Here is a 24,754-nt window from a genome sequence, read left to right as displayed (position 1 = left end):
CCCCCTCCCAGAAGACATACGGCCGATCCGGCTTCGCCGGCGCGAATATCTGCCCCCTATTGTGCCGCCTGTCGCAATCCGTTGCTCACGCGGCTCTTCATATATGCATCCAGGGCTTCGACACCCTGTTGGTCGAATTTCAGTCCAAGCTTGGTCCGTCTCCACAGGACATCCTGCGGCTGGCGGGCCCACTCTTCATCCATCAGATAATCGACTTCCCGGACGGTCAAACCGGCACCGAATTCGGTGCCGAGATCCGCTGCTGAACGCGCACTCGAAAGGATTGTCTTGGCGCGTGTGCCATAGAGGCGGACCAGCCGCTTCGCCTGAATGTCGCTTAGAAACGGATATTGCTGACGTATCTGCGCAAGCAGGCCGTCGAACCCGTTTCTGTCGAAGTCTCCCCCTGGCAATGTCGCGCCTGACGTCCATGCCTTGCCGCGTACGCCGAGTGCCGCCTCGATCTTTTCAAGCATCGATTCCGCCAGGCGGCGATAGGTGGTGATCTTGCCGCCGAAGACGTTGATCAACTGTGGCTCGTCGGCGGTGCCATCGGATTTCAGCACATAATCGCGGGTTGCTTCCTGTGCCTTTGTTGCACCGTCGTCGTAGAGCGGCCGCACACCGGAATAGTTCCACACCATGTCGGCGCGGGTGACGGGTTCGCGGAAATACTCGCTGGCGCCAGCACAGAGGTAGTCGATCTCCGCATCGGTGATCTTCACATTGGCCGGATCGCCCTTGTAGTCCTGGTCGGTCGTGCCGATCAGGGTGAAATCTTCCTCGTAAGGAATCGCAAAAAAGATCCGGCCGTCATTGTTCTGGAAAAAGTATGCGTTGGGGCCTGCAAACTTCTTGCGGATGACGATATGGCTGCCCTGCACCAGCCGGACATTGTGGACATTGCTGCCGGCGGTGCCCTGCAGCAGTTTGTCGACCCAGGGGCCGGCGGCGTTGACGAACAGTTTTGCCCGCACGGTCTCCGTCCGGCCGGTGACGCCATCCTCGATCTGGATGGACCAAGCACCGTCTTCTCGACGCGCGGATATGACTTTGGTCCGGGTACGGATTACAGCGCCGCGGTCGGCGGCATCGCGTGCATTGAGCACCACCAGCCGGGCATCGTTGACCCAGCAATCGGAATATTCGAATGCGCGCGCAAAACGATCCTTGAGCGGACGTTCAGCCGGGTCCTTCTTCAGGTCGAGCGTCCGGGTGGCCGGCAAGGCTTTGCGGCCGCCGATGTGGTCATACAGGAACAGCCCGAGGCGGATCAGCCAGCCCGGACGCATGTCCTTGTGCAGCGGCAGGACGAAACGCAGCGGCCAGATGATGTGCGGCGCCATCGACCACAGCACTTCGCGCTCCATCAGAGATTCACGCACCAGACGAAATTCATAATGTTCGAGATAGCGCAGGCCACCGTGAATGAGCTTGGTCGATCCGGACGAAGTGCCCGAGGCAAGGTCGTTCATTTCGGCGAGAAAAACGGAGTAGCCGCGACCCACCGCATCACGTGCGATTCCGCAGCCATTGATGCCGCCGCCCGCAATAAAAATGTCATGGATCACATGCGTCGTCACGTTTTCATGTTCCTTTCGCAATGCAGTATATTTCGCAATTGCGAAACTAAAAGCATTCAAAGCGAAAACAAAACGAATGTCAATCGAAAATAATACGAGTCAGATGCGCGCGTTTTCTCACTCAAAGCGGGAAAGGAAATTGCTTCGCGCAATCCAGTCTGCTCAGCTTTCGGGATCGGTCTCGATCAATTGCACATCGTTGTCTCGACAGATCTTGCGAATGTTTTCCACCACGCAACGATCGGTCACGAAGGAATGGACCTGTGATAGATGGGCGATACGAACCGGGGCGGTTCGTTCGAACTTGGTGGAATCTGCGACCAGAATGACATGGCGGGCGTTGGCGATAATCGCCTGGGCGACCTTCACTTCGCGAAAGTCGAAATCCAGCAGCGCGCCGTCGTCATCGATCGCCGAGGCGCCGATTACCGCATAGTCGACTTTGAATTGCCTGATGAAATCGACGGCAGCTTCCCCGACGATCCCACCATCGGTGCCGCGTACCACGCCGCCGGCAATAACCACCTCGAACTGCGGGTAGACTCTCAATCTATTGGCAACATTGATGTTATTGGTGATGATCATCAACCTGCCATGGTCGAGAAGCCCTTGGCTGACCGATTCCGTGGTCGTTCCGATATTGACGAACAGCGATGCATTGTCGGGAATAAGCCGGGCTGCGGCCCGCCCGATCGAATCTTTTTCGGGGGCTGCGATCTGGCGCCGTTGCTCATACTGCATGTTTTCCATGCCGGATGGAAACACTGCCCCGCCGTGGATGCGGTTGAGCAGCTTCTTCTCGCACAGATCGTTCAGGTCCTTGCGGATGGTCTGGGGCGTGATCTCAAACCGGTTTGCCAGTTCCTCGACGAGCACCTTGCCCTGCGTCTTGGCAATATCGAGGATTTCCGTGTGACGCGGTGACAAAAACATTCGCTTAACCTGTGATCGAAACTGTAAATGACGATAGAACGAAAATAACGAAAGTAAAGCCCGGGAGGGGAGGCGCAGGCTTCCTCCGGTGATTTTTCGGCATAAGGTCCGCGCCATGCCGCTATTCTACCAAGTGCTGATTCGATAATGGAGCAACGATTTCAATGAAAAGAATTCTGGTGACGGGTGGTGCGGGCTTTCTGGGTTCCCATCTTTGCAGTCGACTGCTTGAGCGCGGCAATTTCGTCACCTGCCTCGACAACTATTTTACCGGCTCGGTCGACAATATCGCCAGGCTCAGAGGCAACCAGAATTTCGCCGTCATCGAGCAATCGGTTATCGATCCCGTGGATGTGAAGTTCGACGAGATTTTCAACCTCGCCTGCCCGGCATCACCAGTTCACTATCAGACCGATCCGATCTACACGTTCAAGACCAGCATTGTCGGGACTTTGAACCTGCTGGAACTGGCATCGAAAACCGGTGCCAAGATCTTGCAGGCATCGACATCAGAGATTTACGGCGATCCGCTCATCCATCCGCAGACCGAAGCCTATTGGGGCAACGTCAACACGATGGGCGTTCGCTCCTGCTATGACGAGGGCAAGCGTGGCGCCGAGACCCTCATGCACGACTATCACCGTACGCGTGGCGTCAATATCCGCGTCATGCGGATTTTCAACACCTTCGGTCCCGGCATGAACCAGTCGGATGGGCGCGTGGTGTCGAACTTCATCGTCCAGGCGCTGAAAGGCCAGGACATCACCATTTTCGGGGACGGCAACCAGACCCGCTCCTTCTGCTATCGCGACGATCTGATCGAAGGCATGATGCGGCTGATGGATGCGCCCAACGAGGTGAACTATCCGGTCAATATCGGCAATCCAGGCGAATTCACCATGCGCGAGCTTGCCGAGATCGTGCTGGAGTTGACCGGCTCGAAATCGAAGATGGTGTTCATGCCGCTGCCGCAGGACGATCCGATGCAGCGCTGCCCGGACATTTCCCGCGCCCGGGAAATCCTCGGCTGGGAGCCGAAAATCCCGCTACGCGAGGGGCTTGAGCGCACCATCGAATATTTCAAGTCGGTGATTTGAGGGGCATTCCCCTCCCAAACCCTGCCCACAAGGGGGGGTGGGAGGGGTTTTTACCCGGTCACGACTTGTCGATCGGCTTGCTCCTCAGTCGGCTGACGGTCTCGCGCTCTGCTCGTTTGCAGGCAACAGGTGGCAAGTGGCGTGCGAACTGTCCGAGATCCTCGAGCACCAGCTTGCCGATGTTCTGCAGTGCCGAGGTCAGGGCGCCCGCCCGATGGGCCGAAAACAGGATATTCGGCACGTTGCGGATCGGGTCGTTGGCGGCGACCGGCTCTTCCGGGAACACATCCGTGGCGACTTGAATGCGTCCAGAGCCGGCAAAGTCCTTCAACGCTTCGAAATCCGCCACCGCGGCGCGGCTGAGCAGCAGCAGCTTGGCGCCCTTCTGCATTAGCGACAGTTTGGCGGCATTCAGCAGATGGGCGTTGTCGGTGGTGATCGTGGCGACGACGAAAACGAACCGGCTCTTCGACAGGACGTCGTCGAGCGAGGCGGGTTCCACGCCCAGGCGAGACAGCACGCCGTCCGGCAGCCAGGGGTCATAAGCCCGAATTTTCGGCTGAAAGCCCGCCAGAAGTTTATGCAGGGCGCGGCCGAGATCGCCGAAGCCGACAAAGCCCACATCGGCACCGGCCAGCAGTTCGGCTTCGGTATTGCCGTCGAGACCGTAGAGCTCGCGGCCGACGACGAAATCGCCATGCGCCGTGTGGATGCCGCGTGCCAGCGACAGAGCCATGCCAAGCCCCATTTCGGCGACCGGCGCGGCAAACACCGAGCTCGGTGCGACCACGTGAATGCCGCGCTGGAAGCAGGCGTCGTAATCGACATTGGGTAGGAAATTGGTCTCGACATTGACGATCGCCCTGAGCTTCGGTGCGATTTCGAGTTGCTCATGCTCCATCGGCTGCTGGCTGATGACCACTTCGGCCGTGGGTAGATACCGGTTGTAGAAGTTTGGACGATCCTCGCCATTCCACGAGACGACATCGTAGCTCGAGAGGAACCGGTCGTAATCTGCCTTGCTGAAAATGTCTTCGGCGGCGCGCGGATCCGGATCGAAAAGAATGCGCATGATAAAACCCTCCACTGCTGTCTGCATTATTTAACTGGGCGAGCCGGGCTTGGAAAGCGGCGATCTTGATTGACAGCCAATCGGCCGACTGTACCTTCCTCATCCGCAGAGCAATGAGGAAAAGCGATGAGCAAGGACATCAACATCAAGGAACTGGTGGATATCGTTCGCGCTCGCGGCGCCAATGGCCGCTCTATCACGGCGATCGCCGGGGCGCCGGGCTCGGGCAAGTCGACCCTTGCCGAGCAAGTGGTGGAAGCGCTGAATGCCATGGAGCCGGGATCGGCGGCTGTCTTTCCCATGGATGGCTACCATCTCGACGATCTGGTTCTGGTTCCGCGTGGATTGCGTCCGCGCAAAGGCGCGCCCCAGACGTTCGATGTCGCCGGATTTTCGCACGTGCTGGGACGGTTGAAGCAAAACAGGGAGCGCGAAATCGCGGTGCCGGTGTTCGACCGGTCCATCGAGATCGCCAGAGCCGGTGGACGGCTTATCCCACAGACGGTTCGTCATCTGATCGTAGAAGGAAACTACATCCTGCTCGGCAGCGGCGACTGGTCGGACTTGCATCGTCACTATGATACGACAGTGCTGCTCGTCGTATCGGAGGAGGAGTTGCGCCGGCGCCTGTCAGAGCGCTGGAAGGATCTGGCGCCCGCAGACTTTGCCTTCAAGATGGAAGAAAACGACCTGCCGAACGGCCGTCTGGTAATGACAGGGAGCGTCGAGCCGGAGTTCGTGCTCCGGCAGGGATGAGACCCCCGGAAATGGAAAACGGCGGCGTGGAATGATCCGCGCCGCCGCTTTCTTGTCGATATCGAAAGGCTCGATTAGGCAGCGCGCAGGTTGCCAGCCGAAGACTTGCCGGTGCGGCGGTCTGCGAGGACTTCGTAGGAGATCTTCTGGCCTTCGTTGAGCGTGGTCATGCCAGCGCGTTCAACGGCGGAGATGTGAACGAAAACGTCCGGGCCGCCGGCATCCGGCTGAATGAAGCCGAAGCCCTTCTGCGAGTTGAACCATTTTACGGTGCCAGTGTTCATCTGGTGTTCCTTTCGAGGACATTGCACGCATTGTATTTTGCCGGCCGAGAAAGCTGACGTTTATATCGATATATTCGTCTGCTGAGAGGTCGTGGGCCGCGCACCGGGCGGGTGGGGAGCCAAGCCATTCGGCCAAAAAAAATCGATGCGACTCAAATGGCAGAAAAAAACGAAGGTTACAAGATAGTCGGTTGGCGTTTTTTCCAAATCCTGGGCGAGCCGGCTCTCGTAACGTCATGTCGGATCGCGCGTGCCGCGGCGATCCGACATGGAGGTCTCAACGTCAGGTTCAGACGGGCGCATCCTGCCGCATCAGGCCCTGTGCCTTGAGGTCGGCCCAGAGTGCGGAGGGGATCTGCTTGCCAAGGATTTCCCGGTTTGATTTGACTTCCGCGACGCTCTGCCCGCCCGGAATAACCGACACGACGGAGGGGTGGAGAAGCGGGAAATTAAGGGCTGCCTCGATCATTCGTACGCCGTGCTTTTCGCAGGTCGCGTGGATCTTGCGGACCTTCTCGATCACCTCTTTTGGCGCATTAGAATAGTTGTACTGAGCGTCATCCGAGGGGCCGCGTGCCAAAATGCCTGAGTTGTAGGGGCCGCCAAGTGCGATGCCGATGCCGCGCTTCTGGCAAAGCGGCAGGAAGCTGTCGAGCGCTTCCTGCTCGAGCAGCGTGTAGCGCCCTGCAAGCAGGAACAGGTCGAAATCGCCACGCTCGGCCAGCGTCTGGCAGACCTGCCACTCGTTGATGCCGCCGCCGAACGCCTTGATGACGCCCTGGTCGCGCAGCGCCAGCATGGCGTAATATCCGCCCTTCATGAACTCGGCGATGCGGGCGTCCGATGCTTCCTTGCTGCCGTGCGTGAAGATATCGACATCGTGTACGTAAAGGATGTCGATGCGGTCCAGGCCCATGCGCTCGAACGAAGCCTCGAAGGAGCGCATCACGCCATCATAGGAATAGTCGTAGACCTCGCGACGGTTGGGTGTGTTGAAGAACTTGCCGATGCCGGTGCGCTTTTCGGGCGGGCAGACTTCCAGCAACCGGCCACCCTTGGTCGAAAGGATGTAGTCGTCGCGATTTTTGGTTTTGAGAAACCGGCCGACGCGGCTCTCGGACAGACCAAGGCCGTAAAGGGGCGCTGTATCGAAATAGCGGCAGCCGCCATCCCATGCCGCTTCCAGAACCTGATGCGCTTCCTCGTCCGAAATCGCCTTGTAGAGATTGCCCAGCGGCGCCGCTCCGAAGCCGAGTTCGGTGAAGTTCAGGCCGCCATTTCCGATACGATCCCAATGTCGGATCTGCATGTTGTTCCTCCCAGGAGCGGGTGCTCTCAATCGTGTATTTCGTGAAGGGTGTTTTCTGGATTAGAAACAGTTGGATTGGGGAAAGCAATTGTTTTTATTCAGTTTCAAAGGACCAATGATGACAAGGGATGAACGAAATGCCAATGTGCCGCCGTAAGTTTATATGGAGGAATTCGCGTTGAGTAAGAAGCTGAAGGGCATTTTCGGGGACAAGAAGCCGGTCATTGCCATGGTGCATATCGGAGCGCTGCCCGGCGCGCCGCTTTATGACAAGGACGGAGGGCTCGATGCCCTGCTGGATGGCGCGCGCAAGGACCTGCATGCACTTCAGGATGCCGGCTTCGATGCTGTCATGTTCGGCAATGAAAACGATCGTCCCTACGAATTCAAGGTCGATATGGCCTCCACCGCGACGATGGCATTTCTGATCGGTCAGCTCCGCTCCGAGATCAAGATTCCCTTCGGCGTCAACGTGCTGTGGGATCCGGAAAGCTCGATCGCGCTGGCTGCTGCGACAGGGGCACGTTTCGTCCGCGAAATTTTCACCGGCACCTATGCGTCCGACATGGGCCCCTGGACACCGAACGCCGGCAAGGCGATGCGCTATCGCGATCGTCTCGGCCGCGAAGATCTGGCGCTGCTCTACAACATCTCGGCGGAATTCGCACATTCGCTCGACCAGCGCAGCGTTGCCGACCGGGCTCGCAGCGCGGTGTTCTCGTCGATCCCGGATGCCGTCCTGGTTTCTGGTACGATCACCGGCGAAGCCGCGGCGATCGGCGATATCGATGCCGTCAAGCGCGTGCTGCCGGACACCTATGTGTTTGCCAATACCGGCGTGAAGCACGCCACGGTGCGCGATACGCTGAAGATTGCCGATGGCGTAATTGTCGGCTCATCTCTGAAGGTCGACGGCCATACGTGGAATGCCGTGGATCCCGAGCGGGCCAAGGAATTCATGCGTCTGGTGAACATGGATCGTTGAGAAGGTTTCGCTCATGAAAACTCGTCTCAGGACGCTTCTCACCGACCTCATGCGCATCCCCGGCCTTTCCGGCCACGAAGGGCGGGTGCGCAAGTATCTAAAGGCTGAAATGCAGGCGATCGGTCTGTCCACCCGGACAGATCGTCTCGGCAACCTGATTGCCACGATCGAAGGCGCGCCGGGCGCGCCTTCCGTCATGCTGTTCACCCACATGGACCAGCTCGGCCTTGTGGTGCGCAAGATCGAGAAGAACGGTTATGTGAGGGTCGAACGGCTCGGCGGCGTACCGGAGCGGGCGCTGGCTTCGCAGGCCGTGCTGTTCTCCATCGGCGAAGGCCGCGATGTGCCGGGGCTGATTGCCAACAAGTCCCATCATGCCACCCAGCCAGACGAGAAGTACAAGGTTGTCCAATATCCGGACATTTACATCGACACCGGGTTTACCAGTGCCGAAGAAGTGCTGGCCGCCGGCATCGATGTCGGTACCCCCATCGTCTACCAGCCGAACGTGGTGGAACTCGCCGGCGAGCGGATCGCCGGAACCGCGGTTGACGACCGCGCCGGTTGCGCCGTCGTGGTCGAGGCCGCGCGTGCATTGGCAAAGGCCGACAAGCGGCCGACCGTGCATATCGTCTTCTCGACGCTCGAGGAGTTCAACCTGCGTGGTGCGTTGACGGCCGCACAAACCCTGCAGCCCGACATCGCCATCCAGATCGACCTCATCCTCGCCGCCGATACGCCTGACATGGGCAGTCGCGGCGATGTCAGGCTTGGCGAGGGGCCGGGCATGGCGATGTTCTCGTTCCATGGGCGCGGGACGCTGAACGGCACGATCCCGCATCCGGCGCTGGTGGCGCTGTTTGAAAAGACAGCCAAGGCCGAAAAGATCAATCTACAGAAGAGCGCCCATATCGGATGCCTGACGGATTCATCCTATGTGCAGCTGGTCGGGCAAGGCGTCGCATCGATCGATATGGGCTTTCCCATGCGCTATTCGCATTCCTCGCTCGAACTTTGCGATCTCGGCGATCTCGAAAAGCTCACCCGCCTGCTGGTTTCGGCAATCACGGATATCGGCCCGGATTTCAGTATCGACAGGGACGACTTCGAACAATGAGATACTATCTCGGGATCGATATCGGAACATTCGAATCCAAAGGGGTATTGGTTGACGAGAGCGGCGCCATCGCAGCGCTCGCCACCCGCCCGCACAAGATGCTCGTGCCCCAGCCCGGTTGGGCGGAGCACGATCCGGATCAGGATTGGTGGGGCGATTTCTGCTTCCTGTCAAAGAAGCTGATCGCTGACAGCGGCATCGATCCGAAGGACATCAAGTCCGTCGGTGCGTCGGCGATCGGGCCCTGCATGCTGCCGGTGGATGCCGAAGGCAACGCCTTGATGAACGGCGTGCTCTATGGCGTCGATACGAGAGCGGCCAAGGAGATCGAGGACCTGAACGCCGAAATCGGCGTGGAGCGTATCCTCGAAGTTTCCGGAAATGCGCTGACGTCGCAGTCGGTGGGACCGAAGATCCTGTGGCTGAAGAACAATCGCCCGGAGATCTACGAAAAGGCCGCCAAGATCGTGTCTTCCACGACCTATCTCGTGCAGAAGCTGACCGGCAATTGCGTCATCGATCACTACACGGCTGCGAATTTCTCGCCGCTCTACGATGTCGGTGCGCAGCGGTTCTCCGACGATCTGACAAAGAGCATCCTGCCTCTGGAAAAGCTGCCGAAGCTACTCTGGACGACCGAGGTCGCCGGAACAGTGACATCTGCGGCATCTGCGGCAACCGGTCTTGACGAGGGCACGCCCGTCATCTGCGGCACGATCGACGCGGCCGCAGAAGCGTTTTCAGTCGGTGTGCTTTCGGCCGGCGACATGATGGTGATGTATGGATCGACCATCTTCATCATCCTGCTTTCCGAACAGCGCGTGCGCGACAGCCGGTTGTGGTACGCGCCCTGGTTTTTCCCCGGCGAGCATGCCTCGATGTCGGGCCTCGCCACCTCTGGCACGCTGACCCATTGGTTTCGCGACCAAATCGGTCGCGATCTGGACCCTGCCACTGCCTTCGGCGTGCTGGCGCAGGAAGCCGCCAGCTCCAAGCCGGGCGCCAACGGTCTGGTTTTCCTGCCGTATTTCTCCGGTGAGCGGACGCCGATCCACGATACCCATGCCAAGGGTATGTTGTTCGGGCTCAACCTGACGCATACACGGGGCGACATCTACCGGGCGTTGATCGAAGGTATCGCCTGCGGCACCAATCATATCTTCGAGACCTATGCAGCAGCCGGTGCGCGGCCCGCCCGGCTGATTGCGGTCGGCGGTGGCACCAAGAACCAGATATGGCTTGAGGCGACGTCGAATATTTCCGGTCTGCCGCAGATCATGACCGAAAAATCGATGGGTGCTTCCTACGGCAACGCTTTTCTCGCCGCACTCGGCATCGGTGATGTCAGTCGTGACCAGATCAAGACGTGGAATCCAGTCGAGCGTGAAGTGCCTGCCGTTCATGATCCGGCATATGACCGCCAGTATCAGATCTTCCTGCGGCTCTATCAGCAGACAAAAGACCTGATGGCGGAGCTCGACGCTCCTCTCTGACATTCGTCAGCAAGCATGAACCGTTTCACCGGCCGTTGGCAACAACGCGCCGGCGAAACGGCGGTTGCATATTTACTAAGATGTAGTATCGTATAAGTAGCTTTTCAATCAATTGCAACCTTAAATGCATTGCGTGAACTTACCAGCGGGACGGGAGGGCCGGTGATGGTTGAGTATACCGACGCATTGGAGAAGGAGTACAACAAGCTCATTGCAACGGCGCGGTTGAGACCTGAAAAACTCGCGCAAATAGACGGCGTCCTCCGGCGCATCTTCTTGGACGAGAACTGGCAACGCTATCAGGAAGTCGCTGAGCGTACCGGGATTCCGGCGCATGTCATTGCCATCATTCATTCGCTGGAAGCTGGGGGTCGATTTGATTGCCATCTGCACAACGGCGATCCGCTGACGGCAAAAACCAGAAACGTTCCACGCAACCGGCCCCGAACCGGTTCGCCGCCCTTCAGCTGGGTCGCCAGCGCCATCGATGCGTTGGAAGAGGTATCGGAGGGCGACGACTGGAGCCTTTCACGGACCGCCTACGTTTTCGAACGCTTCAACGGCTTCGGCTACAGAAGCCATCATCCGCATGCGAAGAGCCCCTATCTCTGGAGTTTCACCAACATCTACGCGTCGGGAAAATACACATCCGATGGGCGCTGGTCAGAGACGGCGGTTTCCAGGCAATGCGGCGCAATGGCGTTGCTCCTGCGGATGATCCAGAAGGAACTGATCCCGGCTGCGGTTCCACAATCGACTGACGAAGACGAACCGCCGGGTCGCCCGCTACCGCCAGTTCCTGCGCCCCGTTATCCCGGACGCATGCTGCGCAGGGATTCTCATGGGCCCAATGTCACGCGCATCCAGGAAAGGTTGAAAATCCTTGGTATCCAGGAGGTGGGGCCGGTCGATGCGGATTTCGGTGAGCGAACGGAGTGGGCAGTCAAGTTGTTCCAGGCCCGTCACGAGGATGGCCAGGGCGAGCCTTTGGAAATAGACGGTGTCGTCGGACCGATGACCTGGAACTCGCTGTTTGAGATAGAGCCAGCCGGCAGCGGGGAGACTGAAGTATCGGTGGCCGATAATGATCTCGCGTCGGCGGCGCTGGACATCGCGGCAAACCAGATTGGCGTGCTGGAGCAGCCGCGCGGCAGCAACCGCGGGCCGATGGTCGATGAATATATGAACGCGGTCGATGGGGGCCTGCGCGGTCAGCCATGGTGCATGGCTTTCGTGTACTGGTGCTTCAGGCAGGCCGCGCAGCAAAATGGTCTGCCACTGCGCGTGCCCAAGACAGCCAGTGTGTGGCGCTCCTGGGAGATGGCGCAAGCTGCGGGGCAGGGTGAAATCCTGACCGCTCGTGAAGCCCGCGCGGATCCAGATCGAGTGAGGCCCGGCATGGTCTTCTACATCGATACCGGCGGGCGCAACGGCCATACCGGTTTTGTCAGGGACATCATCGACGGCAAGCTGGTGACGATCGAGGGCAACACCAACAATGACGGCAGCCGCGAAGGTTATGGCGTCTTCCAGCGGTCGCGCCGGCGCATCGACAGCATCAATCTCGGCTTCATAGCCTACGACTGAGCGTACAGCATAAACGAAACCGGCCGCCTCGCGGCGGCCGGTTCAAAAATTCTGCTTTGATGGCTGGTGGCGGCTATTTCACCGAACCCGCGGTCATGCCCTTGATGATGTAGCGCTCGAGGAAGATACCGATGACCACCAGAGGTGTGATCGCGGCCGTCGATAGTGCTGCCATCGCCCACCAGTTGATCCCTTGCGAACCCGTCTGGCTGGCCACCATGACCGGCACGGTCTTGGCGTGGGTGGCGGTCAGCAGGGCCGCGAAGAAGTACTCGTTCCAGCAGAGAACCAGTGCCAGGATGAAGGCGGCGACCATACCCGGGGCGGCAAGCGGAAAGACGATGCGGAAGAAAGCACCCCAGATGGAGAGGCCATCGACAAGCGCAGCTTCCTCAAGCTCGATCGGTATGCCGCCGAACTGGTCGCGCATGATCCAGATGACGATCGGCAGCACCATCAGCGTATAAAGCATGATGAGCGCGATGGTGGAATCGAGCAGTGCCAGTTCCTTGAACAGCACGAGGAACGGCAGCGCCAGCACCACCGGCGGCAGGATCAGCTGCGACAGGAAGAAGAAGGAGATGTCCTTGTTGCGCATCCAGCCGATCTTGTAGGAGAAGCGGCTGAGGCCATAGGCGGCGAGCGATCCGATCAGCACGGCCAGGAGCGAGGCGCTGACCGAGGTCACGACGCTGTTGAGGAAGCGCTTGAGGAATTCGTCGCGCACTGTGGACGGTGCAAAGAGCGTGTCCGGCGACAGGCCCAGCGAACGCCATCCCAGCCAGTTTGGCTGGTAGCCGACCCAGGGGATGATGGCGCCCTTCTGCACATCACGGGCCACCTTGAACGAAGTCGTGACTGTCCAGTAGAGTGGGAACAGGCAGACAATCGTCCACAGCGTTAGCGCGCCGTAGATGAAAAAGCGGCTGAAATAGAACTTCGCGGTTGCCTCGCTGCTGTTGGAAGCATCGGCAGCGCGGATGGTTTCGGTAAGGCTCGTCACGTCAAAAGTTCCTGTTTCAATCGATCCGCGTCAGTCCTGGCCGCTGGTGTTCCAGCGACTTGCAATTTTCAGAAGTCCGGTAACGAACAGGATGATAAGCACCAGGTAGACAAAGGCGAGCATCGTCCCGTAGCCGACATTCGAGCGTTCGCGGTACTCCCGGAAAATGAAGCTGGTGACCGTGTCCGTCGCGCCGCCGGGGCCGCCCGAGGTCACGTTGATGACGATGTCGGCGAGCTTGAGCTTGAAGATGACGCGCAAGATGATGGCGGTGATGGAGACCGGCAGCATCAGCGGGAAGGTGATCTTCCAGAAAGCCTGCCAGCCGGTGGCGCCATCGACGCGGGCGGCTTCCTGGACTTCCTTTGGCATGGCCTGAAGACCGGCCAGCAGCATGATCAGCATGAATGGGATATAGGTCCACGCGTCCATCACCATCATCGAGATACGGGCGATGATCGGCGAGGTGAAGAAGGCGGGCTGGTCCCAGCCAAGGAAGCGGGCGAACGACGCCAGCGGTCCGAACCGGTATTCGGCAAGCGACTTGCCGACCATCCACGATACGGCGACGGGGCTCAGCATGAACGGCAGCAGGAACGCCACGCGGAAGAATTTGCGCGCGCGGATCTCGGCGTTCAGCAGCAGTGCCAGGCCGAAAGCGATGGCGTATTCGACGATGATCGCCAGAACATAGTAGACCATGTTGAGTAGCGCGTTCCAGAAGTAAGGATCGTGCCACATGGCGACGAGATTGTCGGTGCCATTGAAATGCTGGCCGTCGAACGAGGAAAGATTCCAGTCGGTGAATGCGATGTAGAGCCCGAAAATGGTCGGGAAAATCACCATGAATACGGTGAACAGGAATGCCGGGAGCACGAAAAGCAGTTTCTTGCCGGCCTCACCCTTGATCATCACCTGCGTTAGGCCAAGCGCCAGAGACCAGAGAATGACCGCGTAAAGCACTGGCCGCCAGTTTTCGAAGCCGACGGAAATCATTCCCAGCTTGTAGAGCAACTCCAGAATGAAGGAGCCGACGAGAAGCAGCGTCGCCGCCCAGAAGATCAGGCGGCCCAGTTGCTTTCGCCCGGCCGGAACATCGGCGTCGGTGCTGACCGTATAGAGCCGGTCGATCATCAAGTCAGAATTGCTTGCCATGCAAACGTTAGTCCCGTGGTGAATGCTGCTGAGTGTCGGTCGTATATTGCCCCCGCAATATACGAAATCGGGCTGGCGGCGTTTTCGCCGTCGCCAGCCCTTTATATGCGTTTCAGATCAGATCTTAAAGGCCCAGAGAAGCCTTGTAGAGAGCGATCTGCTTTTCGCGACCGATCTGGTCGGTCAGCTTTTCCCAGGCAGCGGCGATCTTGTCGGCGCCTTCCTGAGCCGTCATCTGGCCAGCGAAAATCTTGGACAGTTCGTCTTCCGCGATCGAATAGTACGAGAAGATGCCCGGGATACGCGGTTCGATGGCTGCGTTCGGATGGTTGTAGGAGTCCTTTTCCGAATTCAGGTAGGACGTGATGAACGCCTCGTCGTAGCCTGCCTCGACCCACTCAGGAATGTTGAAGTGGGAGTTGCGGTAAGGCTGCATGCCCGACGGATATGCCGAAGTCCACAGCGAGATGTCCTTGCCGCCGAGATGGGCAGCAGCAGACCAGGCGGCCTTCTGCTTGACGGGGTCGGAATCGACGCGGGACATGACGTAAACGCCCCAGCCGAGATATGCCATGTTCGGAGCATAGTTCGGGCCGGATGCCAGCTTGTCCCACTGACCGGTCTTGGAGTTGTAGACGTCGTCGGAACCCGGAAGGATCGAGAAGCCGCATGTGTCGCCGATGACCGAGCTGTCAGAGGTCTTGGCCATCGAGCCAACGTCACCCCACCAGGAAACCATCGAGCCGGTGCCGGCGAGGAACTGCTGGAAGGCAGTCGTGCCGGGGTCGGCGTTCAGCTGGTCGGCCGGTTCGGACGGTAGGGCGTCGATGACGTCCTGAATGGTGCGAACCCAGGCCGGGTTGTTGATGCGCGGCTTCATGGTATCGGCGTCGAACAGCCATGCCTTGTCGTCCGGGTGCTTGGCGTAAGCCGTCGCACGGCTGGCAAGGAAGTAGAAGCCGAAACCGCCCCAACCCTTGGGGGCGTCGAGGTAGCCATAGACGTCCATGCCGTCGTGCTGCTTGCCCTTGAGGAACTTGGTGGCTTCCTGAACCTGCTGCCAGGTCTTCGGCACAGCCCACTCGCCCTGATGGCCTTCGTCCTTCCAGGCCTTGGCCAGGTCAGCGGACGAGAACACGTCGGTGCGGTAGTTGAAGTTGTGGCAGTCGCCGTCGACGGAGACGCGGTAGGTCTTGCCATCCCAGGTGCCGACCGGCGCCTGCAGGTAGCCGACGTAGTCGTCCATCTCGATCTGGGCCTTGACCCAATCCGGCATCACGGATGCGAGACCCTTGCCGCAGACATCGCCTTCGAACGGTGCGCCCATTTCGAGAATGTCGAAATCGACGGTGCCGGTGGCGATCGACTGCTGCAGGCGGGCGTTGTAGTCAGCCTGCGCCAGGTCGATCCAGTTGATCTTGGCGCCGGTATAGTCTTCCCAAGCCTTGAGCAGGCCGCGGAACAGCACGTTATGAAGGTTCTGGTTGTTGAGGCCCATGAAGGACAGCTCGACGCCCTTGAATTCACCTTCCTTGACGTTCGCCTTGGTGGCGCCGAGGCACATTTCACCGACCTTCTGCCAGTCAGCGTCGGTCGGGGAGCCCTTGCCGACGCCCGGAACCTGCAGGATTGCCTTGCGCAGATCGGCATCGGCGAGCGCTGGTGTCGCCATGCCCATGAATGCCGGTCCGGCCATCGCCATGGCGCTGACGCTTGCGGCGCCCTTCATCAGGTTGCGACGGCTGATTGCCTTCTGGGCCAAAAGTTCATAAATTTCAGTTTTCACGCCTTTACCTCCCGTAATGGTTGCTCAAACGGAGATCTTACTCCCAGTCTCCCCGCCATTGTGTTGCAGTCTTGCACGGCAATCACGCCCGACGCAAATTGTATTTTATCGCCATCGTTAAGGACAGTGCTTGCAATTGTTTGCGCCGGTTCGAAATAAACAATCCCGTCCGACAGGCATAAAAGTAAAACCTTCGGGCAACATGCGTCAATCGCCTTTTTCCCCGGATGTATATTGCGTTGCAATATTAGAATGATGCGGCGCATGGGGGCTAGACTGCAAAATAAGTAGACAACGTTTGTGGCCTCCGCTAGAGGAAAAATGAAGCATGCGCCTTTGCACTTATGCGACCGGCGCGACATCAGAAGTCACAGGTCGGACGTTGTGCAACCCTTTGTTGAAAATGCAATTGCGGCACGGTCTAGATTTGTAGCGCGGCGATAATTCGGGGAGGGTAGATGTCTCAGGTTCTGGTTAAGGATGTGCGCAAGGCTTATGGTGCTGTGAATGTCATTCATGGTGTCGACATCAACATTGCGGACGGCGAGTTCGTTGTTCTGGTCGGTCCGTCCGGTTGCGGAAAATCAACGCTTCTTAGGATGATAGCCGGCCTCGAGAGCATCACCGGTGGCAATATCTCGATCGGCAACAGGGTCGTCAACAACGTGCCACCGTCGGATCGCGACATTGCCATGGTGTTCCAGTCCTATGCACTTTATCCCCATATGAAGGTGCGGGAGAACATGGCTTTCTCGCTTAAGCTGAAGAAAACCGAACCAGCGGTTATCGAAGAGCGTGTGAAGTCCGCGGCAGGCATTCTGGGCCTGACGCCCTATCTCGACCGCTATCCGCGCCAGCTTTCAGGCGGCCAGCGGCAGCGCGTGGCGATGGGCCGTGCGATCGTGCGCAACCCGCAGGTCTTCCTTTTCGACGAGCCGCTGTCCAATCTCGATGCCAAGCTGCGCGTGCAGATGCGTACGGAAATCAAGGAGCTTCACCAGCGCCTGAAGACCACGACTGTTTATGTGACGCACGACCAGGTTGAGGCCATGACCATGGCCGACCGTATCGTCGTGCTGCAGGACGGGCACGTGGAGCAGATCGGTGCGCCGCTCGAACTCTACGACAACCCTGCCAACCTGTTCGTCGCCACCTTCATCGGCTCGCCGTCGATGAACCTGATCAAGGGCAAGGCGAAGATCGTCAATGGTGAGATCTTCGTCCAGGCGGGCGATGTGCTGCTGCCTGCGGGTACACACCATACGGTCACCGATGGCCAGGACGTCACCTATGGCATCCGCCCCGAGCACCTCGAGCTGGCCGACGACGGCTTCGAAGCGAAGGTCGGCGTGGTCGAACCAACCGGTTCGGAGACCATGGTGTTCACCACAGCCGGCGGCAAGGATATCCTGGCGCTGTTCCGCGAACGGCACCATTTCTCGCCAGGGCAAACGATCAAGCTCAGGCCGCGCAAGGATGTAGCCCATCTCTTCGACGGCACAACCGGCAAGCGAATCTGAGCCGGGCGTTACTGGCTCTCCTTCGGGGGAGCCTTTTCATTCAGGGAGGAAACAATGCTCAAGGGTATTTCGCCGCTTCTCAACGCGGATGTTCTTTATGCGCTCAAGGCCATGGGCCATGGCGACTATCTCGTGCTGTCGGACCTTAACTTTCCGTCTGATTCGGTTGCGCAACAGACCACCTACGGCAGCCTGCTCAGGATGGAGAACACGACATCGGCCGAGGCTGCCGCAGCCATTCTGTCATTGATGCCACTCGATACTTTCATCGATAATGCCGCGCAACGCATGGAAGTCGTCGGTTCTCCCGACGAGGTTCCGGTCGTGCAGCAGGAAGTGCAGGCGGCGATCGACAAGGCCGAGGGCAAGCACTGGCCGCTGGTGGCCGTCGAGCGGTTCGATTTCTACGAAGTGGCCAAGAAGGCTTACTGCGTCGTCCAGACCGGCGAGCGGCGCTTTTATGGCTGCTTCGTGCTGACCAAGGGCGTCATTCCGCCGGATGCGAAGTAAGGCGGGTTTGCCATGAAGCACGACATTGTTATTCTCGGCGTGTTTGTCGCCGATACCGCCTATCGCGCCAGCCGTCAGCCCAAAATGGGCGAAACCCTGCTCGGCAACGGGTTCGCGCTCGGACCGGGCGGCAAGGGTTCCAACCAGGCGGTTGCCGCAGCGAAAGCTGGCGGCGACACGGCTTTCCTGTCGAAGCTCGGCAAGGACGCCTTTGCGGACATGGCGCTGAAGACCTGGAAGGAGGCGGGGGTGACCCCGGCTGTCACCCAGGATCCATCCAGCTACACCGGCGCGGCCTATATCTTTATCGAGGAAGGTACGGGCAACAATGCCATCATCGTTGCGCCTGGCGCGGCTGCGACCATTTCGCCGGCCGACATGGATGCGAATGCCGAGTTGATCGGGTCGGCCAAGGTTTTCGTTACGCAGCTCGAACAGCCACTTGATGCGGCGGTACGAGCGCTGGAGATCGCGCGGGCAGGCGGAGCGACGACCGTCCTCAATCCAGCTCCGGCCCAGAAGCTCGACGCCGCAGTCTTTGCGCTTTGCGACTATGTCACGCCGAATGAGACGGAAACTGAAATCCTGACGGGGCTGCCGGTTACCAATGTCGATCAGGCGAAAGTTGCCGCCGACAAGCTGCTGGACATGGGCGTCAAGACCGCGATCATCACCCTGGGTGCTATGGGTGCACTGTATCACAGCCGGACGGAGAGCGTGCTGGTCCCAGCCTTCAAGGCCGGGCCAGTCGTCGAGACGACCGGCGCGGGCGATGCCTTCAATGGTGGCTTTGCAGCAGCCATAGCCCGCGGTACGGCGCCGGTGGATGCCGTGCGTTTCGGTTCGGCCGTGGCGGGCATTTCCGTCACCCGGCCGGGCACCGCGCCCTCCATGCCTTCGCGGGCGGAAGTCGAAGCGCTACTCGCGAAGGGCTGAGCAGAATTGCAGGCAAAAGCGGCAAAGCAGCAGGCTTTGCCGCACCGCGCATGGTAGCCGCGCATAAAAGGGGATCGTCTGACAACGCCAGTTGGCGGGCCCGAAAGGCTGAGGCCGTCATTCAGTCGGGCAATATGCTTTGGCCGAGCGCTTGGCGTATCGATGTCTTGCCGCTTCGGAGCCCGCAAGCTCATACGAATTCTATATCTGGCGCAGTCGTCAGTCCGTTGAGGACAACGAAACCAAAATCGGCACCTGCATTTCTTGAATACTGAATGAACCAAGAAGAAACGCCCATACTGACGATCTGGAACGAGAAGTCGATGGACGAGCCCGTCGGTAGTTGCAGGACGTCACCACCGGCGCCGGCGATCTGTTCGAAATCGGTGATGATGTCGGCATTTACAACACCGGTCGGAGTCTGCTTGCCAGGAACGAAGCGGAAAACATCGTCGCCCAGGCCTCCCGTCATCACATCCGTACCCTCGCCTCCGATTAGAATGTCTTTGCCCAGGCCGCCAGAGAGAACGTCGTCGTCCTTGGCACCGTTCAACGTATCGTTTCCCGCGCCGCCAATCAGGTTATCCGATCCGACGCCGCCGGTGATATTGTCGTTGCCCGCCGCACCGCTCAGGACATCATCGCCCAGGCCGCCGGTCATGTGATCGTTTCCAGTGCCGCCGTTTAGCTCGTCGTCGCCTGCGCCACCGTCCATCGTGTCGTTGCCAGCATTGCCGAAGAGGAAATCATCTCCCGCCAGACCGAAGATGTTGTCACTCGCGGATGTGCCAAAGAGGTTGTTGCCGTTGCTGTTGCCCCGAATGGTCGCCATGGCCTTGCGTCCTCTGCTGTGTTCGACAAAGAGAAGGCAGTTCTCGTTGCTAGCGTAATTGACGAGAAGAAATTCGATATCGGTGAGGTCATCCTCGCCCGCATCAGCGAATGTACATCAGTAAAATCTAATATAAAAATCACGAATAATAATGCGGGGGCGGACACCCGATTTCCGACACGTCTGCGCCTAGTCGTTCACTCGGCGAAACTACGCGTCACACAGCCTCGTGATTGTCTTGATTCGGAACCAAGCGCTTGCAATCGGGCGGTGGAGACACAACAGCAATCCTGTCAATGACAAGGGCCCCGCTAGCTCAGTAGCGAGGCCCTCGTTGGTTGACGGCATCTGTTAGGCCACACGCCTTCAGCCTCGCATATGCGAGGCTCCGGCAATGCGGTGGAGCGAGAACTCAGCGCGCTGTCAGGCGCGCAATCTCATATCCCGTTCTTCGATTGCAGAGGCCTTGTCAAACTCGGCTTGCAATTCATCGACAGTTGCCTCTGCGGCATCCTGCTGCACCTTCAATTCCTTAATGGAGACCTGCAGATTGTCGGACCGCTGTCGGGCGGCTTTTGCAAAGGTCGAATAGGCGAAGTGGCTGGGATCGGTGATGCCCGACTTCTTCTCTTCGTAGACAATCTGGTTTTCCAGATCCTTTGCCATACGCTCAAACTCGGCCATCATCATCTGAAGCTGTTTCAACTGACGGCGTTTTTCCCTCAGTTGGAATTCCTTCAGACGTACTAGGCTCTCACGCGACTTCATACGCAATACTCCGTGGATAGCGAGACCCCGGTTAACAGGAACAACCCGTTTTGGCGCCGCTTTCATAGCGTGCCAAAAAAAAGTTCACCGACGTTAACGAATTTCTAACGACGGTAACCTTTCATTTACGGGCATCGTTAATGATAACGACGATCATTTAAGGGTCGGTAAATGCCGGAGAAAGTTCACAACAATTCGGCAAAGCATGAGTCTAAGGAGTCGGTTGATGCAGTTTGTTAATGTGAACTGTTAAGAGTTCTGTATAAGAAATTGTGATGAAAATCAGGGGGCTGGGAAATTTAATTAACAATTCCGATACATCTTGCCAGGGTGAATCAGAATTTGTTAACCATTCCATGGCAACCTCCAAATCAGGTAACAGCTGGATCCTGGCCGGATAGGGAGCTTGCAACCTTTCAAGGCGGCGGAAAAGGGGATTAAGAATGCGGGTTCTTTTAATTGAAGACGACAGCGCGACAGCGCAGAGCATCGAGTTGATGCTCAAATCTGAAAGTTTCAACGTTTACACCACCGACCTGGGCGAGGAAGGTGTCGATCTCGGTAAACTGTACGACTACGACATCATCCTGCTCGATCTCAATCTGCCCGACATGTCGGGTTACGAGGTCCTCAGGACGTTGCGGCTGTCCAAGGTCAAGACGCCGATCCTGATCCTCTCCGGCATGGCCGGCATTGAGGACAAGGTGCGCGGCCTCGGCTTCGGCGCGGACGACTATATGACCAAGCCCTTCCACAAGGATGAGCTCGTCGCACGCATTCATGCAATCGTGCGCCGGTCCAAGGGCCATGCCCAGTCCGTCATCATCACCGGTGACCTGATCGTCAATCTCGACGCCAAGACGGTCGAAATCGGCGGCCAGCGCGTCCATCTGACGGGCAAGGAATACCAGATGCTGGAGCTTCTCTCGTTGCGTAAGGGGACGACGCTGACGAAGGAAATGTTCTTGAACCACCTTTACGGCGGCATGGACGAGCCTGAACTGAAGATCATCGACGTGTTCATCTGCAAGCTGCGCAAGAAGCTCGCTGCAGCTGCCGGCGGCGCAAATTATATCGAGACGGTCTGGGGCCGCGGCTACGTGCTGCGCGAGCCGGATGGCGCCGAGTTGATGGAAAGCGCCTGACCTCGCAATACCCCTTTCTGAATGCGCCTTAGCAAAGCCCGTCCCGTTTTAGGGGCGGGCTTTTCGATTCCGGCTATCAGTCGCGTTGCGTGCCGCGCGCCATCCGATCCCTCAGAAGCTGCAGCTTTTCATTGAGAGCTGCAAGCTCCTTGACCTCGAAGCCGGAGCGCTGCAGCAGCGTATCCGTCAGGCAGCCGGTTTTCGCATGCAGCTCCTTGCCTTTCTCGGTCAGAAACGCTTCGACGAGTCGCTCGTCGTCCTTGCTGCGGCGCCGTGAAAGAAAGCCTGCGGCCTCCAGCCTCTTGACGGCTGGGGTGATTGTGCTCGGCTCCAGCGCGAGGCGTTCAGCGATCGTGGATATGCTCAGGCCGTCATGCTCCCAAAGCGCACTCAGCACCAGATACTGCGTATAGGTAACTCCCAGCTCGTCGAGCAGCGGCTTGTAAGTTCTGTTGATGGCGATGGCTGTCGAATAGACCGAGAAGCAGAGCTGGTTGTCCAGCGGCAGGGGTGAGGGGGCGTCGGTCATTCAAGAACTCCATTTTTTGTCGAGGCGCTTCAATGTGTTATTGATATAATCATTGTCGCGATAAATAAACAGTAGACGAGGCGGAATTTTCGAGTTACTTTTAATTATCGCGATAATGAATATCGTGAAATTCAAAACGGAGTAACGAAAATGACCACGAATAGATTGCTTGCTGCTGCTGCCTCCGTCGTCATGGCTGCCACCGGCGCCGGATCCGGCATCGCCGCCCCTGCGGGCGTCAAGAATGTTGTTCTCGTACATGGTGGTTTCGTCGACGGAGCCGGTTGGAAAGGCGTCTACGATGTCCTGAAAAAAGACGGCTACAACGTAACTATCGTGCAAAATCCAACGACGTCGCTGGCGGATGACGTTGCCTATACCAAGCGGGCAATCGCAGCGCAGGACGGTCCGGTCGTGCTCGTGGGCCATTCCTATGGCGGCGCTGTTATCAGTGAAGCCGGGACCGACGACAAAGTGAAATCGCTCGTCTACGTTGCCGCATTTGCTCTGGACAAGGGTGAGTCCGTTTCGACGCTCATCGCCAATCCCCCGGCTGGAGCCCCGGTGCCGCCAATCCTGCCGCCGGTTGACGGCTTTCTATCGCTCGACAAGGCCAAGTTCGCTGCCTCCTTCGCCGCCGATGTCGATGCGGAAACTGCAGCCTTCATGGCCGACTCCCAGGTTCCATGGAGCGTGAATGCCTTGACGGGCGCGGTCACGGATCCAGCCTGGAAACACAAGCGCAGCTTTTACCTGGTGGCGACCGATGATCGGATGATTCCTCCAGACGCCCAGCGGATGATGGCCAAGCGCGCAAATGCACGCGTGAACGAAGTGCCCGGCAGCCACGCCATTTACGTGTCGAACCCGGCAGCTGTGGCTGATCTCATCAAGCAGGCTGCAACAGACGCCGAATGAGTGTGCAGTGATCCACCCCGCAACAGCTACGAGGGAAACCCGCTCCGATGACGTGCGGGTTTTCGTCGTGATTGGCCGGTTGTCAAAAATGCCCGCAAGTTGGCGGCCCGGCGCAATTAGGCGGCGGCAGATGCCGCGATATTGGCAAACACGGCGCTCAAGACCTTGCGATCGAATGGCTTGAGAAGAACATCGCTGGCGCCCGCCAGTTTGGCTTCCATCAGGATCCGCAAGTCAGCCTTGGCAACGCTGTAGAATATGTGGACGGCGTTCCCGTTCGGCAGAGCGCGGATATTCCGGATGACATCCAAAGCTCCATGCAGGGCGGAATCGATGACGAGTACGTCAGGGAGATCGGCTTCGCAGCGGGCGAAGACGTCAAGTGCACCGGAAGATTCCGAAACGTTAAAGCCCAATCCGGTCAGGATCAGCGCGCCGATAGTGCGGATGGCATCGGACTCATCGGCAATAAGCACATTCGGCATAGCTTCCTCATCGCCTCATGACGGGGCGTTCTGCAAAATCTCAACCGAACCTAGGGTAAAGAGAAAAGCATAACAGATCCTTACCGGCTGTATCAGCGCGGTACTCCCGTGGATCTGAACGGAACAGGTGACCGGTTTATTCGGTCGCTGCCATCTCGGCGGTGTAGACGAGTGCGTCTTCCGTCTGGACTGCATGCATGCGCATGCCAGCTTCTTCGGCTAGCAGCACAGTGTAGTAGGGCTGGATGGTGTGAGCATCGACCGCTTCCTCGACATGCCCGGAATTGATTTCCATGAACTTGGGCGGAAGGCGCATGATGCGGCCCTTGGCGACAAGCGTGAACTTGGCGTCGGTTTCGGGATTTTCGAGCGTGACGTCGATGGAACCGCCGCGCGGTACCGAACCGTAGGCCACCAGGAAGAGGTTCATCAGCATCTTCACGCGGTTCTTGGCAATGATCGCGCGTGGGCCGTTCCAAGTGATTTCCGTTTTCTTTTCGGCGGCTGCAAAATCCCGGATGGCCTTTTCGGCTTCACCCGTGTCGATCGAGGCACCGACGGAGCCGGACGCACCGAAGGCGAGGCGGGCAAATTTCAGCCGTACCGAAGCATTGTGTGCCGAAGTGCGGATCAGGTCTAGAGCGTCGGCATCGGAGCCGCCCTCATCGAGCAGTTCGAGGCCGTTATTGATGGCACCGACGGGGGAGATCACATCGTGGCAGACCCTGCTGCATAACAATGCCGCGAGATCGGATCCTGTGAGGGTCAGATTCGGGTTCTTTGCCATGCTTTTCTCCTGGTGCCGCCGGCCGGTTTGCCGATTGGCCGGTGAGCGGGTCGTTTGATAATTTCGGGCAGAACCCGGCTTAGACAGAATCAATTCTGACAGCCCGGATAGCCTGCTTATGCCTGCCATAAAGACACCACATTTGGTAAACCGATTGTTAATAT

Annotated in this window: 24 protein-coding genes; 11 read left to right on the top strand and 13 right to left on the bottom strand. The window is 58.5% G+C overall.

Going from position 1 to position 24,754, the window contains the following annotated elements; translation table 11 throughout:
- Window positions 1-56 precede the first annotated feature (56 nt).
- Together glpD and JJB09_RS10305 are read right to left on the bottom strand one after the other, a co-directional pair.
- A complete protein-coding gene (gene glpD / locus JJB09_RS10310; protein ID WP_201657113.1) occupies window positions 57-1,583 on the bottom strand; it encodes a glycerol-3-phosphate dehydrogenase in 1,527 nt (508 codons plus the stop codon).
- Window positions 1,584-1,745: 162 nt separating this feature from the next.
- The gene (locus JJB09_RS10305; protein WP_201657110.1) at window positions 1,746-2,516 is read right to left on the bottom strand and encodes a DeoR/GlpR family DNA-binding transcription regulator; all 771 of its coding nucleotides are present in this window, start codon (window positions 2,514-2,516) and stop codon (window positions 1,746-1,748) included.
- 164 nt (window positions 2,517-2,680) lie between these two features.
- On the opposite strand from JJB09_RS10305, the gene JJB09_RS10300 reads away from it, so the two are divergent.
- Window positions 2,681-3,613 (top strand): UDP-glucuronic acid decarboxylase family protein, encoded by a 933-nt coding sequence (locus JJB09_RS10300; protein ID WP_201657107.1) that lies wholly within the window; start codon window positions 2,681-2,683, stop codon window positions 3,611-3,613.
- A 58-nt stretch (window positions 3,614-3,671) separates the two neighbouring features.
- Here the strand turns inward: JJB09_RS10300 and JJB09_RS10295 are convergent, their stop codons facing one another.
- Window positions 3,672-4,685 carry an NAD(P)-dependent oxidoreductase gene (locus JJB09_RS10295; protein WP_201657104.1) on the bottom strand — a complete coding sequence of 338 codons (1,014 nt, stop codon included), beginning with the start codon at window positions 4,683-4,685 and terminating at the stop codon, window positions 3,672-3,674.
- A 126-nt stretch (window positions 4,686-4,811) separates the two neighbouring features.
- Here JJB09_RS10295 and JJB09_RS10290 point away from each other — a divergent pair, with 126 nt between their 5' ends.
- On the top strand, window positions 4,812-5,441 hold the full coding sequence (locus JJB09_RS10290; protein WP_201657101.1) for an AAA family ATPase: 630 nt from the start codon (window positions 4,812-4,814) through the stop codon (window positions 5,439-5,441).
- Between the two features lie 74 nt (window positions 5,442-5,515).
- Here JJB09_RS10290 and JJB09_RS10285 read toward each other — a convergent pair whose 3' ends face one another.
- Complete coding sequence (locus JJB09_RS10285; RefSeq protein WP_201657098.1) at window positions 5,516-5,725, bottom strand: cold-shock protein; 210 nt, start codon at window positions 5,723-5,725, stop codon at window positions 5,516-5,518.
- 289 nt (window positions 5,726-6,014) lie between these two features.
- Entirely contained in the window at window positions 6,015-7,034 is a 1,020-nt protein-coding gene (locus tag JJB09_RS10280) for an aldo/keto reductase (RefSeq protein WP_201657095.1), read from the bottom strand.
- A gap of 178 nt (window positions 7,035-7,212) precedes the next feature.
- Between JJB09_RS10280 and JJB09_RS10275 the strand changes: the two genes are divergently transcribed.
- From JJB09_RS10275 to JJB09_RS10260, 4 genes are all read left to right on the top strand, one after another.
- Window positions 7,213-8,019 (top strand): BtpA/SgcQ family protein, encoded by an 807-nt coding sequence (locus JJB09_RS10275; protein WP_281431823.1) that lies wholly within the window; start codon window positions 7,213-7,215, stop codon window positions 8,017-8,019.
- A 13-nt stretch (window positions 8,020-8,032) separates the two neighbouring features.
- Entirely contained in the window at window positions 8,033-9,136 is a 1,104-nt protein-coding gene (locus JJB09_RS10270) for a M42 family metallopeptidase (protein WP_201657090.1), read from the top strand.
- Entirely contained in the window at window positions 9,133-10,629 is a 1,497-nt protein-coding gene (locus tag JJB09_RS10265) for an FGGY-family carbohydrate kinase (RefSeq protein ID WP_201657087.1), read from the top strand. The genes JJB09_RS10270 and JJB09_RS10265 overlap by 4 nt, the downstream gene beginning before the upstream one ends.
- A gap of 165 nt (window positions 10,630-10,794) precedes the next feature.
- Window positions 10,795-12,216, top strand: coding sequence for a peptidoglycan-binding protein (locus JJB09_RS10260; RefSeq protein WP_201657084.1), 1,422 nt, complete (start codon window positions 10,795-10,797; stop codon window positions 12,214-12,216).
- Between the two features lie 73 nt (window positions 12,217-12,289).
- Here the strand turns inward: JJB09_RS10260 and JJB09_RS10255 are convergent, their stop codons facing one another.
- The 3 genes from JJB09_RS10255 to JJB09_RS10245 all read right to left on the bottom strand — a co-directional run bounded on the left by JJB09_RS10255 (window position 12,290) and on the right by JJB09_RS10245 (window position 16,103).
- Window positions 12,290-13,198: an ABC transporter permease subunit gene (locus JJB09_RS10255; protein WP_201657913.1), complete on the bottom strand. Its 909-nt coding sequence runs from the start codon at window positions 13,196-13,198 to the stop codon at window positions 12,290-12,292.
- A gap of 51 nt (window positions 13,199-13,249) precedes the next feature.
- Entirely contained in the window at window positions 13,250-14,374 is a 1,125-nt protein-coding gene (locus tag JJB09_RS10250; RefSeq protein ID WP_425523705.1) for a carbohydrate ABC transporter permease, read from the bottom strand.
- Window positions 14,375-14,498: 124 nt separating this feature from the next.
- Window positions 14,499-16,103: an extracellular solute-binding protein gene (locus tag JJB09_RS10245; protein ID WP_210341709.1), complete on the bottom strand. Its 1,605-nt coding sequence runs from the start codon at window positions 16,101-16,103 to the stop codon at window positions 14,499-14,501.
- A gap of 515 nt (window positions 16,104-16,618) precedes the next feature.
- Here JJB09_RS10245 and JJB09_RS10240 point away from each other — a divergent pair.
- From JJB09_RS10240 to rbsK, 3 genes are read left to right on the top strand one after another with little or no spacing between them, the layout of a single operon-like run.
- Window positions 16,619-17,680: an ABC transporter ATP-binding protein gene (locus JJB09_RS10240; protein WP_201657078.1), complete on the top strand. Its 1,062-nt coding sequence runs from the start codon at window positions 16,619-16,621 to the stop codon at window positions 17,678-17,680.
- A gap of 54 nt (window positions 17,681-17,734) precedes the next feature.
- Window positions 17,735-18,190 carry an RbsD/FucU family protein gene (locus JJB09_RS10235; protein WP_201657075.1) on the top strand — a complete coding sequence of 152 codons (456 nt, stop codon included), beginning with the start codon at window positions 17,735-17,737 and terminating at the stop codon, window positions 18,188-18,190.
- Between the two features lie 12 nt (window positions 18,191-18,202).
- On the top strand, window positions 18,203-19,126 hold the full coding sequence (rbsK, locus tag JJB09_RS10230; RefSeq protein ID WP_201657072.1) for a ribokinase: 924 nt from the start codon (window positions 18,203-18,205) through the stop codon (window positions 19,124-19,126).
- Between the two features lie 190 nt (window positions 19,127-19,316).
- Here rbsK and JJB09_RS10225 read toward each other — a convergent pair whose 3' ends face one another.
- The gene (locus tag JJB09_RS10225; RefSeq protein WP_201657069.1) at window positions 19,317-19,958 is read right to left on the bottom strand and encodes a calcium-binding protein; all 642 of its coding nucleotides are present in this window, start codon (window positions 19,956-19,958) and stop codon (window positions 19,317-19,319) included.
- 423 nt (window positions 19,959-20,381) lie between these two features.
- Window positions 20,382-20,726, bottom strand: coding sequence for a flagellar export protein FliJ (locus JJB09_RS10220; RefSeq protein WP_201657907.1), 345 nt, complete (start codon window positions 20,724-20,726; stop codon window positions 20,382-20,384).
- A 443-nt stretch (window positions 20,727-21,169) separates the two neighbouring features.
- Between JJB09_RS10220 and ctrA the strand changes: the two genes are divergently transcribed.
- On the top strand, window positions 21,170-21,871 hold the full coding sequence (ctrA, locus tag JJB09_RS10215; protein WP_201657066.1) for a response regulator transcription factor CtrA: 702 nt from the start codon (window positions 21,170-21,172) through the stop codon (window positions 21,869-21,871).
- Window positions 21,872-21,947: 76 nt separating this feature from the next.
- Here the strand turns inward: ctrA and JJB09_RS10210 are convergent, their stop codons facing one another.
- Window positions 21,948-22,400 carry a MarR family winged helix-turn-helix transcriptional regulator gene (locus JJB09_RS10210; protein ID WP_201657063.1) on the bottom strand — a complete coding sequence of 151 codons (453 nt, stop codon included), beginning with the start codon at window positions 22,398-22,400 and terminating at the stop codon, window positions 21,948-21,950.
- A 192-nt stretch (window positions 22,401-22,592) separates the two neighbouring features.
- Here JJB09_RS10210 and JJB09_RS10205 point away from each other — a divergent pair, with 192 nt between their 5' ends.
- Window positions 22,593-23,318, top strand: a complete 726-nt coding sequence (locus JJB09_RS10205) for an alpha/beta fold hydrolase (RefSeq protein WP_246748677.1) — start codon at window positions 22,593-22,595, stop codon at window positions 23,316-23,318.
- A gap of 116 nt (window positions 23,319-23,434) precedes the next feature.
- Here the strand turns inward: JJB09_RS10205 and JJB09_RS10200 are convergent, their stop codons facing one another.
- Both JJB09_RS10200 and chpT read right to left on the bottom strand, forming a co-directional pair.
- Window positions 23,435-23,803: a response regulator gene (locus JJB09_RS10200; protein ID WP_201657057.1), complete on the bottom strand. Its 369-nt coding sequence runs from the start codon at window positions 23,801-23,803 to the stop codon at window positions 23,435-23,437.
- A gap of 136 nt (window positions 23,804-23,939) precedes the next feature.
- Window positions 23,940-24,590 carry a histidine phosphotransferase ChpT gene (gene chpT, locus JJB09_RS10195; protein WP_201657054.1) on the bottom strand — a complete coding sequence of 217 codons (651 nt, stop codon included), beginning with the start codon at window positions 24,588-24,590 and terminating at the stop codon, window positions 23,940-23,942.
- Between the last annotated feature and the right edge of the window lie 164 nt (window positions 24,591-24,754).

This window comes from Phytoamicus setariae (assembly GCF_016722925.1).
Taxonomy (GTDB): Bacteria; Pseudomonadota; Alphaproteobacteria; order Rhizobiales; family Rhizobiaceae; genus Rhizobium_E; species Rhizobium_E setariae.
This window is presented reverse-complemented; position numbering and strand designations above follow the sequence as displayed.

What these genes read in the sequence shown, in the direction of transcription:
- chpT (WP_201657054.1), bottom strand. Translation starts at nt 24,590, where the DNA reads ATGGCAAAGAACCCGAATCTGACCCTCACAGGATCCGATCTCGCGGCA.
- rbsK (WP_201657072.1), top strand. Translation starts at nt 18,203, where the DNA reads ATGAAGCACGACATTGTTATTCTCGGCGTGTTTGTCGCCGATACCGCC.
- JJB09_RS10240 (WP_201657078.1), top strand. Translation starts at nt 16,619, where the DNA reads ATGTCTCAGGTTCTGGTTAAGGATGTGCGCAAGGCTTATGGTGCTGTG.
- JJB09_RS10250 (WP_425523705.1), bottom strand. Translation starts at nt 14,374, where the DNA reads ATGGCAAGCAATTCTGACTTGATGATCGACCGGCTCTATACGGTCAGC.
- ctrA (WP_201657066.1), top strand. Translation starts at nt 21,170, where the DNA reads ATGCGGGTTCTTTTAATTGAAGACGACAGCGCGACAGCGCAGAGCATC.
- JJB09_RS10200 (WP_201657057.1), bottom strand. Translation starts at nt 23,803, where the DNA reads ATGCCGAATGTGCTTATTGCCGATGAGTCCGATGCCATCCGCACTATC.
- JJB09_RS10265 (WP_201657087.1), top strand. Translation starts at nt 9,133, where the DNA reads ATGAGATACTATCTCGGGATCGATATCGGAACATTCGAATCCAAAGGG.
- JJB09_RS10205 (WP_246748677.1), top strand. Translation starts at nt 22,593, where the DNA reads ATGGCTGCCACCGGCGCCGGATCCGGCATCGCCGCCCCTGCGGGCGTC.
- JJB09_RS10285 (WP_201657098.1), bottom strand. Translation starts at nt 5,725, where the DNA reads ATGAACACTGGCACCGTAAAATGGTTCAACTCGCAGAAGGGCTTCGGC.
- JJB09_RS10235 (WP_201657075.1), top strand. Translation starts at nt 17,735, where the DNA reads ATGCTCAAGGGTATTTCGCCGCTTCTCAACGCGGATGTTCTTTATGCG.
- JJB09_RS10280 (WP_201657095.1), bottom strand. Translation starts at nt 7,034, where the DNA reads ATGCAGATCCGACATTGGGATCGTATCGGAAATGGCGGCCTGAACTTC.
- JJB09_RS10260 (WP_201657084.1), top strand. Translation starts at nt 10,795, where the DNA reads ATGGTTGAGTATACCGACGCATTGGAGAAGGAGTACAACAAGCTCATT.
- JJB09_RS10290 (WP_201657101.1), top strand. Translation starts at nt 4,812, where the DNA reads ATGAGCAAGGACATCAACATCAAGGAACTGGTGGATATCGTTCGCGCT.
- JJB09_RS10210 (WP_201657063.1), bottom strand. Translation starts at nt 22,400, where the DNA reads ATGACCGACGCCCCCTCACCCCTGCCGCTGGACAACCAGCTCTGCTTC.
- JJB09_RS10305 (WP_201657110.1), bottom strand. Translation starts at nt 2,516, where the DNA reads ATGTTTTTGTCACCGCGTCACACGGAAATCCTCGATATTGCCAAGACG.
- JJB09_RS10225 (WP_201657069.1), bottom strand. Translation starts at nt 19,958, where the DNA reads ATGGCGACCATTCGGGGCAACAGCAACGGCAACAACCTCTTTGGCACA.
- JJB09_RS10220 (WP_201657907.1), bottom strand. Translation starts at nt 20,726, where the DNA reads ATGAAGTCGCGTGAGAGCCTAGTACGTCTGAAGGAATTCCAACTGAGG.
- JJB09_RS10300 (WP_201657107.1), top strand. Translation starts at nt 2,681, where the DNA reads ATGAAAAGAATTCTGGTGACGGGTGGTGCGGGCTTTCTGGGTTCCCAT.
- JJB09_RS10245 (WP_210341709.1), bottom strand. Translation starts at nt 16,103, where the DNA reads ATGAAGGGCGCCGCAAGCGTCAGCGCCATGGCGATGGCCGGACCGGCA.
- JJB09_RS10270 (WP_201657090.1), top strand. Translation starts at nt 8,033, where the DNA reads ATGAAAACTCGTCTCAGGACGCTTCTCACCGACCTCATGCGCATCCCC.
- JJB09_RS10295 (WP_201657104.1), bottom strand. Translation starts at nt 4,685, where the DNA reads ATGCGCATTCTTTTCGATCCGGATCCGCGCGCCGCCGAAGACATTTTC.